This is a genomic window from Ruminococcus sp. AF31-8BH (genome assembly GCF_003460605.1).
GTDB lineage: Bacteria > Bacillota > Clostridia > Lachnospirales > Lachnospiraceae > Blautia_A > Blautia_A acetigignens.
In genome coordinates, this window is the sequence record NZ_QTVN01000033.1 from 1 (window position 1) to 8821 (window position 8821).

10 protein-coding genes and 2 pseudogenes are annotated in these 8821 nt (G+C 56.4%); all 12 read right to left on the reverse strand.

What is annotated here, in order from left to right:
* Positions 1–273: pseudogene (locus DWZ38_RS21535) on the reverse strand (hypothetical protein); the annotation flags it as partial.
* 132 nt (positions 274–405) lie between these two features.
* The gene (locus DWZ38_RS21540) at positions 406–807 is read right to left on the reverse strand and encodes a cysteine-rich VLP protein (protein ID WP_117855345.1); all 402 of its coding nucleotides are present in this window, start codon (positions 805–807) and stop codon (positions 406–408) included.
* Positions 808–1005, reverse strand: coding sequence for a hypothetical protein (locus tag DWZ38_RS21545; protein WP_005927616.1), 198 nt, complete (start codon positions 1003–1005; stop codon positions 808–810).
* A complete protein-coding gene (locus DWZ38_RS21550; RefSeq protein WP_117855348.1) occupies positions 1002–1649 on the reverse strand; it encodes a DUF4366 domain-containing protein in 648 nt (215 codons plus the stop codon). The genes DWZ38_RS21545 and DWZ38_RS21550 overlap by 4 nt, the downstream gene beginning before the upstream one ends.
* Positions 1636–1902, reverse strand: coding sequence for a DUF4315 family protein (locus DWZ38_RS21555; RefSeq protein WP_117506432.1), 267 nt, complete (start codon positions 1900–1902; stop codon positions 1636–1638). The genes DWZ38_RS21550 and DWZ38_RS21555 overlap by 14 nt, the downstream gene beginning before the upstream one ends.
* 22 nt (positions 1903–1924) lie before the next feature.
* Positions 1925–3592 carry a CD1108 family mobile element protein gene (locus tag DWZ38_RS21560; protein WP_117855351.1) on the reverse strand — a complete coding sequence of 556 codons (1668 nt, stop codon included), beginning with the start codon at positions 3590–3592 and terminating at the stop codon, positions 1925–1927.
* A 279-nt stretch (positions 3593–3871) separates the two neighbouring features.
* Entirely contained in the window at positions 3872–6139 is a 2268-nt protein-coding gene (locus DWZ38_RS21570) for a VirB4-like conjugal transfer ATPase, CD1110 family (protein WP_117855355.1), read from the reverse strand.
* A gap of 79 nt (positions 6140–6218) precedes the next feature.
* Positions 6219–6605, reverse strand: coding sequence for a PrgI family protein (locus DWZ38_RS21575; RefSeq protein ID WP_117482855.1), 387 nt, complete (start codon positions 6603–6605; stop codon positions 6219–6221).
* 44 nt (positions 6606–6649) lie between these two features.
* Positions 6650–7303 (reverse strand): hypothetical protein, encoded by a 654-nt coding sequence (locus tag DWZ38_RS21580; RefSeq protein WP_117855353.1) that lies wholly within the window; start codon positions 7301–7303, stop codon positions 6650–6652.
* Positions 7304–7312: 9 nt separating this feature from the next.
* Positions 7313–7765, reverse strand: a complete 453-nt coding sequence (locus DWZ38_RS21585) for a SpoVG family protein (RefSeq protein WP_007887861.1) — start codon at positions 7763–7765, stop codon at positions 7313–7315.
* 13 nt (positions 7766–7778) lie between these two features.
* On the reverse strand, positions 7779–8645 hold the full coding sequence (locus DWZ38_RS21590; RefSeq protein WP_005927637.1) for a VirB6/TrbL-like conjugal transfer protein, CD1112 family: 867 nt from the start codon (positions 8643–8645) through the stop codon (positions 7779–7781).
* 41 nt (positions 8646–8686) lie between these two features.
* Positions 8687–8770 (reverse strand): annotated as a pseudogene (locus DWZ38_RS21595) (Maff2 family protein); the annotation flags it as partial.
* Positions 8771–8821: the final 51 nt, after the last annotated feature.

The window sequence follows — 8821 nt, forward strand, 5'->3', positions numbered from 1 at the left end:
GCGGTAAACGCCCTCCGGTCCCAGCTCGGTATGCTTGACCGCCGCATGGTAAAGCTGCTGATAGTCGTCCACCCGGCGGTCAAAGTCCCTCTGCGCCCACGCTTGACTGGTTCCATAGCGGCCCCAGTAGTAATCCCGATGGCCGTTTTCTCCCTTGGTAAACTGCCAGGTCACAAAGGGGCTCGGCGCTCCCGGATTATGCCCCAGCGCAAAGCCGTGTCCGGTTTCAAAGGTGGCAGCTTTCAAAATCACATATCCTTGTACTGTCTCCAAGAGATCCCTCCTTTCTGTGCCTCGGGCCAACATGACCCGAAGTGCTGGATGTTACGAAATAAGAGGGCAGACCGGGGAGGAATGTAATAAGATATTCCCACCCCGGAAACACCCTCCAAAAAGCCCGGAATGTCAAGCCTTTGGAAGCGGCAAATCGTAACAGCCGCCCGGCCTTTTCTCCCGCATTTTCCTCATGCGTTCCCGGCTTTTTCGGCGGTTCCCTTCGGCCTTGCAGGCGTCGGAACAGTAGGCTTGACGCCCCTCGGGCAAAAACGCCTTTCCGCAGACCGCACAGGCTCGCAGCTCCGGGGAGATGCCTTCCGTTGTCAACGACGCTTGAAGCTCCGGGTTAAGAGGCAGGACAGCCTCACGGAAATAACGGCAGTACGCCCCTGTCCAGCACTTGTGCAGCATATAGCAGGCACAGTCAAGAGGAAGGCACAGGCCGCTTTCCCGGTCATAGTTGGCGCACATCCCCGTGACCAGAGTGCGGATTTTCTTCTTCTCGTCACGGGTCAGCTCCCGGGCGTCCATTTAAGACTTCGGGCCACGATGGCCCGAAGGGCGGGGCTCCACGATCAGCGCCCGGAACTTCTTCCGGCACTGTTTTTTCTTTCCTTTGCACTCCTTGTAGTAACGGCATCCCTTACAAGGGTCGTCATTGTCCCAGCCGGGGTGCGGTACTTCCTTCATCATTCGTTCAAAAGGGCTGCTTGTAAAATTCATTCTCATTCCTCCGTATCTTCCTCCCACGGCGGGGTATCTTCGTCCTCGGGTTCCTCTGCGATCTCCTCCAGCTCCCCGTCCTCATATTCGCAGTAATCATCTTCCAAATCCGGGGCTTCATGCTTCGGCTTGTAAATCTTGAAATAGTAACCAATTCCACCGCCGGCCAGCACCACCGCACCGATCAGGAGCAGAGAGAGAAGGGGGCTGTCCTTTTTCTCCGGCTTGGGTTCCGGTACTTCCTCCACCGGTTCGGTGGGCTTTGGCTCTGGCTCAGGGGTCACTTCTTTGGGCGGTTCCTTACCCTGTTCAGCAAGAGGCAGAAGGTCGTCTGTGGTAACGGTATTGAGGAAATAGACGTTCTCGCTGGTTTTCTGTTTGTCGATCACCAGATAAAACACGCTCTCGTCTGCTGTGGTGATGGTGTAGAACTCCTTTCCATCCTCGTCGGTGGCGTTGTCCACCACGGTTCCCGTCCCGTCCGGGGTAAAGGGGTTCTGGGTTTCCGGCTCTGCTTCGGTTTCTGCCAGGGAGGGAGCTGTCTCCGGCTGCGGCTCGCTGCTCTGTGCATAAGCCGGGACCGTAAAGATCAGGCAACACAAAAGGCTGGCAGCCATCGCCGCCAGCCTGCGGTATTTAGTTTTTTTCATGGGCTGTGTCCTCCTTTTCGGGTGCCTCCGGCTTCGGGTCAGTATGGTCCGAAGCGGTAAGGCTGTTTTTGGGGTCATTCAGAAATGCCATCAGCTGGGCGGGCGTCAGTTTAAGGGAGCGCACCGCCTGCACGATCTGGCTGTTTTCTTCCTCCTGTTTCTGCTTTTCCAGCTCCCGGATTTTGGCCTGCCACTCGGCAGCCTTCTCCCGGGCTTTTTCCAGTTCCTTATCGAGCTTGTCGATCTTGTTCATGCAAGGACTCCTTTCCTCTGGCTCACAAACGCCCGAAGGCATAGAAATGTGTCTGCCAGTAGCTTGAATTGATGTTTGCGTATTGGATGGGCGAACCACAATGGAGCATCATCCCGTCGCCCACATAAATCCCCACATGGGACACAGGGCCGGGGCTGTCATAGGTTCCCGTGAAAAAGATAATGTCGCCGGGCTTTGCCTCGGAGGGGGAAATGATAGCGCACTGGTTATAAATGCCCTGTGCCGTGGTACGGGGCAGGTTGTGGACGCCGCTGGCCGTGTACACCCAGCAGACAAAGCCCGAACAGTCAAAGGAGGTGGACGGGCTGGAGCCGCCCCACACATAGGGCCAGCCGATGTACTTTGTGGCTTCTTCCATGAGCGCCGCAAAAGCCGGGTCATCCAGCGCCTCGCCGGGTATCTCATAGCTGGGGCCGGTATCTTCGCCGCCGTTGTAAATCCCCTCCCACAGATAGGGCTTGTTGCCTTTGAGCTGCTGCATAACGGTGTATATCTGCCTCTGCTGTTCGTCAAGCCTCGGCAGGATCACGGCGGGCAGCGTCTTGTTTGTGAGGGTCACATTTAAGATGTAATACTCATAGGGGACTTCCTCGGTGGTGGTTTCCCCGGTCTCCGGGTCGGTGCTGGTTTCGGTGCGGTAGCGTATCTCGACTTCCTCCGTCAAGGTCAGCTCATACTGTGCCTCGAAGATCTCCCGCAGCTCGTCCTGCACCTGTTCACGGAAATAGACATGGTACTTTGCCGAGAGATAGGACGCCAGCTCATAGGGGTTATGGCCGATCTCGTCCACGGAATAGCGGTACTCGTCATAGCCGGGATGGGTGCTTTCAATGTTCGCTACCGTCTGCGCCAGCTCGTTTTCCAGCGCCGTGTAGTCCTCGTCCACCCCCAGCAGGTCCGTATCCTCCGAGGCGTAGGAGGTGCCGGATAACGCATTGGCAAGGCCGCTGCCAAGCGTGGGAAAAATGGAACTTACCGCCGACACAAGAAAACAGAGCAGCAACAGCAGGAGCAGGATCAGCACCGCCACAGGATGACGGGTCACAAACTGTGCCGCCCGACGGGTCGCAGTTCCCGAAGCGGCAGCGGTTTTCTTTGCGGTCTTTGCGCCCTGTTTTGCAGCCGCCTTTGCTTCTTTGGAATACCGGCGTTTCAGTTTCCATTTCTGCTGCACACGGGAAAGCGGATTGCTGGCAAGCTCCGGGTGCTCGGAGGCCATCTTCTGAAAATCCATATTGGCCCGGGCTTTTATGTCCTTCCGTTCCCATTTTGCCACCTTCCGGGCCGGGTGCTCCCGCCAGCGGCGTTTGGCATACCGGGTCAGTTTCCGGGCTCCGGCCTCTGCGGCCAGCTCGGATTTATGGGCTCCTTCCACACCCACATTTTCATGCTCAACCTCGTGTATCTTGTTGTGGAGATAAAACCATGCCTCGGTGCGGGCTCCCCGGACAGCTTTCTTCGCAAGCCCCGGCGGCTTCTGCGCCGCCCGTTTCGCCTCGACCTTATCCAGCTTCTCCCGGGCCTTTCCCAGCTTTTCCCCGGCGCGCTCCGCTTTGGCCTGCGCCTTCTGGTACTTGTCCTTTTTACTCCCGGCCTTCTCGGCGGAGCCCTCCGGCTCCTGTGCCCTGCCGGTATCCTGCGGCCTGCTCGCTTCATCCTCCTGCCTCATGCGGTCAGAGGGACGGCTTTTGCGGCTGTCCTCTTGAAACTTGCCGCTTTTGGACTTCGGGCCATCATGGCCCGAAGGACTGTCCTGCCCGGCATCCTCGTCCTCAAACCGCAGACGTCGGGACGGTGCGGGGGAAGGTCCTTCCCGTTCTGCCGGTCCGGGGCGATTGTCCCCGGTATCCTCCGTCGGCCCCGGCCTTTGAAAATTCCGTTTGTCCGGTTTCTTTCCGATAATGTATCCCTCCTTTCCAAACCTCGGGCCATCATGGCCCGAAGTGTGTTACGCCCGGTTCATTTCCTGTTTTTTGTCCTCCGGGCGGGTGGTCATAATGGCGTACAGCTCGGTATTCTGCGGGAAGCGGTCAACAAACGGGATGGTGGTATTCCCGAAGAACAGCAGCCCTTCGCCGGAATTGGTATGGGTCACATAGGAAAGCTGGTGGGGGCTGATCCCAAGCTGTTTGGCTAAAATCTGCCGGTCCCCCTGTGCCTGCGAGAGCAGCACAAGGAAGTCCGAGTTTTCAAAGATGTTCTCAATCTCCGGGCTTGCCAGAAAATCCTTTACATTCTGCGTTAAAGCACTCGGAACGCACCCTTTTTTTCGCAGCATTTTCCAGATCGCCACACAATAGCTTGCCGTCAGACGGTCACGGAGCAGCACATGAAATTCGTCAAAGTAACACCATGTGGCGATACCGCGGAGGAAATTCATGGACACCTGCGAGTTTACCAAGTTCTGCATAATGAGCATGGCAATCGTCCGAAGCCCGGCCCCCAGCTTTTTTAAGTCAAGGCATACCAGACGGCGGTTTAAGTCCACATTGGTTTCATGGTTGAACACGTTAAGGGAGCCCGACACATAAATTTCAAGGGCCGTCGCCAGCCGCACCGCCTCGCCCTCCGGCTGGGAACAGAGCAGGTCATACAGGGTTTGGAGGGTCGGCATTTTGCTTGTTTCCGGGTCCTGCAAGTGTTCCCGGTACATCTGGCGCACACAGCGGTCAATGACGGTACGCTCCACCGGCTGCAAGCCGTCCTTGCCGCCGACGATCAGCTCCATCAGCGACAGGATAAAGTCGGCTTTCAGTGCCATCGGGTTTTCCTCGTCAAAGCTCAAATCAATGTCCATCGGATTGATGTGGTGGGGGCTGTCCGGTGCGATCTCGATGACCTGTCCGCCCAGCCGCCTGATAAGGGGCGAGTATTCGCCCATCGGGTCCACCACGATAATGCGGTCTTTTGTGGCAAGGAACACGTTCACAAGCTCCCGCTTTGCGGCGAAGGATTTACCGGAGCCCGGCACACCGAGGAACAGGCCGTTGGGGTTTTTGAGCTTTTTCCGGTTTGCCATGATGACGTTATGGGAAAGGGCGTTGAGCCCGTAATAGACGGCTTCGCCATCCATGCGGAGCTCCTGCGTCATAAAGGGAACGAAAATGGCCGTGGAGCTGGTGGTCATGCCGCGCTTGATCTCAATGCCGTTATGGCCCAGCGGAAGGCTGGAAAGAAAACCGTCCTCCTGCTGGAAGTCCAGCCGCTTCAAGGTGCAGTTGTATTTCTGGACGATACCGGACACCGTGAACAGGTCGTTGTCCAGCTCCCGGCGGGTCGGGGCCATGTTTACCACAAGGAAGGTCAGAAGGAACATTCTTTCATTCCGGCTCTGTAAATCTTCCAAGAGGGTCTTTGCGTCGTTGCTGTACGTTACAAGGTCAGGCGGGAGTATGTCCATGTCGTACCCTGACCGGGCTGCCTTTTTTTGTTCCTCCACTTTCATCTTGTCAATGTCGGAGACTTTGGCCTTGATGGATTTTACGGCGGCGGCCTGATCGACGGTCTGGATATGGAGGGTAATGGTCATTTCCGCATCCATTTCCAAAAGCTCCGCCAGCAGCTTGTCCGAGAGCTCCGAGGCCAAAATCTGCAAGTAAGAGGCAGCGCCCCAGGTCGTCCCCACCCGGAACAGTCGGCTGAAACGGAAATCGAAGCTGTCCGGGGCGATAAAGTCTTTGGTGGAAAGCCCGGTTTTGGGGATCATATCCCATGAAAACCGGAAGGGGGAGCCGCTGCCGGGGTGGAGTTGCCCGTGAAGAAGCTCCAGCCGTTCCAGCCCCGAAAGGGAACGGCACTTGACGCCCAGCTTTTTGAAGTTCCCGCAAATGTCCGCCTCTACACGTTCCAGCCTTGCCCTGGCGGTGGGAAGGTCGTCCACGTTCACGCCGAAGGTCAGGAGCTTTGTGCGGACAATGCCGTTGTTGCTTTTGGCGATCTGGTTTTCCAGCATTTCCACATACTCACACCGGACGCTGTTGTAATCATCGTCCTGCATGGGGATGTTCACGCTGTACCGGCTGCCCGGGCGGCTCCGGTGGTTGAGGAAGGAAAGCTGGAACGGAAGGCTGCTGTCAAAGTAGTTGAGGCAGGCGCTCCACCCGTCAAAGATGGCTGCCTGATCTTCGGACTGTGCGAGCTGGTAGTTGATGTCCTCGTATTCAATGGTTTTGGTGTAATAGCGGTCCGCTACCCGGCACACCCCGTCCCGGTACATTTCCCGGTAAGGGAGGGTCTGCTGGGCGGTGGTGGGAATGTTCTTTCCTTTCGTGAACAGGCCGGTAAGGCCCTGCTTTTCAGGCTTTCTGCCTGCGGGCTTTCCGGCCCTTCTGCTGTTTCGCAATCGGCTGCGCCTCCTTTCTGACGCTAAGCAGCGCATAGAAGTTTTCGGTTTTGTAAGGCCGCACACGGGGATAGAGGAACCGGGTGCGGATGATGTTTTTCAGCACTTTTTCCAGCGGCAGACCGTCTCGTTCATACATAGCCAGAAAGAAGAACGGGAGCATGAGGCCGATCATCAGGAACATGGCGGCACTGTTCCCGATACTGCCACGGGAAAACAGGTAAGCCGGGAGGCCCACCGCCGCCGCGCTGGAAAAACAAACAAGCTGGCGCTTCGTTAGGTTGAAGGCCAGCTTTGTCTTGATTTTGGAAAGGTCTTTTGGTACTGGCACATAGGCCATTTTGGTACACCTCCTTTATTGCTTCGGGCCAGCATGGCCCGAGGTTATCTTGCGGCCTCTTTGGCCGGGGCTGTGCTGCGGGCAGCTTCGGCGGCCTCTCGTCCGCTCTGCCTTGCCCGCCAGTATTCGGGGTGATACTGCCGGATGGACTGATTGAGTTTTTCTTCAAACTGTCCTTTGTCCTTAATGCGGTCAGGGATTTTCCACAGCTTTTTGTCCAGCAGCTCCCGGAGCACTACGCTTTCCTGCGCGTCCTCCTCGTAGCAGATATAGCCCTTGTCCTTGAAGCCGCATTTTTTGGCCGCCGGGGAGAGGACGGCGGCTACCTCGTTTGCCACCATCGTTCCGCCGTGGCTGGCGGTAGATACCAGAAACACCCCCGGACAGAGGGTTTCACAGCTCTGCACCTCGCCCCACGGGGAACTTTTCGGCGCATGGAACATTCCGCCCATCCGGCTCCGGTCCGCCTGCATGAGCGCCGCCTTTTCTAAGATGGCTTTCAGTTCCGGGGAAAAATAGGCATATTCCCGCAGGACCCGGGCGGCCTCCCCGCCGCAGGCGTTCATCAACAGGGTATAGGCGTCGCTGTCCGCTTTGGTACAGCGGCCCAGCAGTTTTCCGTCGTAATAGCAGGCCGCGTCATAGCCCGTCCGTTTGCGTAGCATGGTTCCCGCCTCCTTTCTGCTTCGGGCCAGCATGGCCCGAGGTCAACGCTCTGCGCTGCGGCTGGGCTTTTCCTTCGGAGGCCGTTCTGCCTTTGCCTGTTCGGCAGCCGCTTTCCCGGCTTTGAGCTGGTCGCTGATGGACGCACGCCCCACAGAGCCGCGCTCCGCCATCTGTTCCAGCTTTGCCTCATAGGCTTGCAGAACAGCGGTATTGAGCTGTTCCCGGAACTCCTTTGTGACAGGGTAGGCCATATCCCGGTAGCCGCCTTTTCCGTCCGGCTGGCTGGGCATCCCAAGAAAGAGGCCCTTGCTGCCCTGTACGATTTTCAGATTTTCCACCACAAAGCAGTCATTGAATTTCACGCTGGCAAAGCCCATGAGATTTTTCACGGGTTCGATGACCCGCACGCTTACATCCAGCTTTATAGGGGCGGCTGGTGTTCCGCCCGCAGTTTTTTCCTGCATGGATTTCTCCTTTCCGCTTCGGGTCAGCATGGCCCGAAGTCTCTTAATGGCAGCCGAAGATGGATTTTGCAAGACTGCCTGTTTTGAATAAGGTAAAACACAGCAGCACCGTATATCCCACACAGCCCCAGATCGCCCCGATGGGGTCGCCGTCGGTGGCGATACTCTGGATCAGCACCGCATAGATGGCGACACAGACTAAGATCAATAGACCTTGAAAGCCTACCGCAAAGAGGGAGCGGAAATAGTTCTGCCCCATGTGTCCGGTTTCCCTGTTGGGGACTGTGGCAAACGGGATAGGAGCTAAACTTGTGAGTAAATAAATTTCAATCATACGGCCATATACGATGACGAAGATCACGATGTTTAAGGCAATCATGGTAAGCTGGATTAGGAAGGATTGTAGCCAGAGTCCGAACAGAGGACCTAACTCCATCGCCTCAAGCTCTGTCCGCAAACTGTCCAGCACATCCGGCGTGATCTCTGTCCCGTTCTGGATAATGCCTGCTGACTGCTGTATCACATGCTGGCTCACATCAAAGACCGCCAGCACGATATTGAAGGTGTTCGTCAGGATCATCACAGCCACAAAGGTTTTGAACACCCACTTAAAAAACATCCATGTGTCAACTTCATGGAGGTTGTTGCGTTCTATGAGCATCTGTATCAGCTCATAAGTCATTACAAAAGTGAGGATGACCCCGGCGATTGGCAGGATGGCAGTTTCAGAGATCTGTCGTATCATGGAAAAGACCCCGGCGTTCCAGTCCGCCGGGGTCGTGCCTACCTGTGTGGCGATCTCGCCAACGCTCTGATTGACGTTATCGAAAAGACCATCCAGATTTCCCATGATACCATCGACGAGCAGACCTTTCAGCCATTCAACGATTGCGTCGATGATAAAGTCCATACATCAGCTCCTTTTCTGGAAAAAGGGACAACGGGTGACATTTAGCTGAACAGCCCGGACAGCAGAGGGATAAGCTGAAGACCGATCAGAACGACACCGCCGCCCGCCATCAGCTGTTTTATCCCCAATTAGGTGTAAAACTCTGCTCGATGGCGGGCGGCGGCGTACAAAAAATC

Coding starts and splice junctions, on each gene's coding strand:
- DWZ38_RS21540 (WP_117855345.1), bottom strand. CDS start 807: ATGGACGCCCGGGAGCTGACCCGTGACGAGAAGAAGAAAATCCGCACT.
- DWZ38_RS21545 (WP_005927616.1), bottom strand. CDS start 1,005: ATGAGAATGAATTTTACAAGCAGCCCTTTTGAACGAATGATGAAGGAA.
- DWZ38_RS21550 (WP_117855348.1), bottom strand. CDS start 1,649: ATGAAAAAAACTAAATACCGCAGGCTGGCGGCGATGGCTGCCAGCCTT.
- DWZ38_RS21555 (WP_117506432.1), bottom strand. CDS start 1,902: ATGAACAAGATCGACAAGCTCGATAAGGAACTGGAAAAAGCCCGGGAG.
- DWZ38_RS21560 (WP_117855351.1), bottom strand. CDS start 3,592: ATGAGGCAGGAGGATGAAGCGAGCAGGCCGCAGGATACCGGCAGGGCA.
- DWZ38_RS21570 (WP_117855355.1), bottom strand. CDS start 6,139: ATGTACCGGGACGGGGTGTGCCGGGTAGCGGACCGCTATTACACCAAA.
- DWZ38_RS21575 (WP_117482855.1), bottom strand. CDS start 6,605: ATGGCCTATGTGCCAGTACCAAAAGACCTTTCCAAAATCAAGACAAAG.
- DWZ38_RS21580 (WP_117855353.1), bottom strand. CDS start 7,303: ATGCTGGCCCGAAGCAGAAAGGAGGCGGGAACCATGCTACGCAAACGG.
- DWZ38_RS21585 (WP_007887861.1), bottom strand. CDS start 7,765: ATGCTGACCCGAAGCGGAAAGGAGAAATCCATGCAGGAAAAAACTGCG.
- DWZ38_RS21590 (WP_005927637.1), bottom strand. CDS start 8,645: ATGGACTTTATCATCGACGCAATCGTTGAATGGCTGAAAGGTCTGCTC.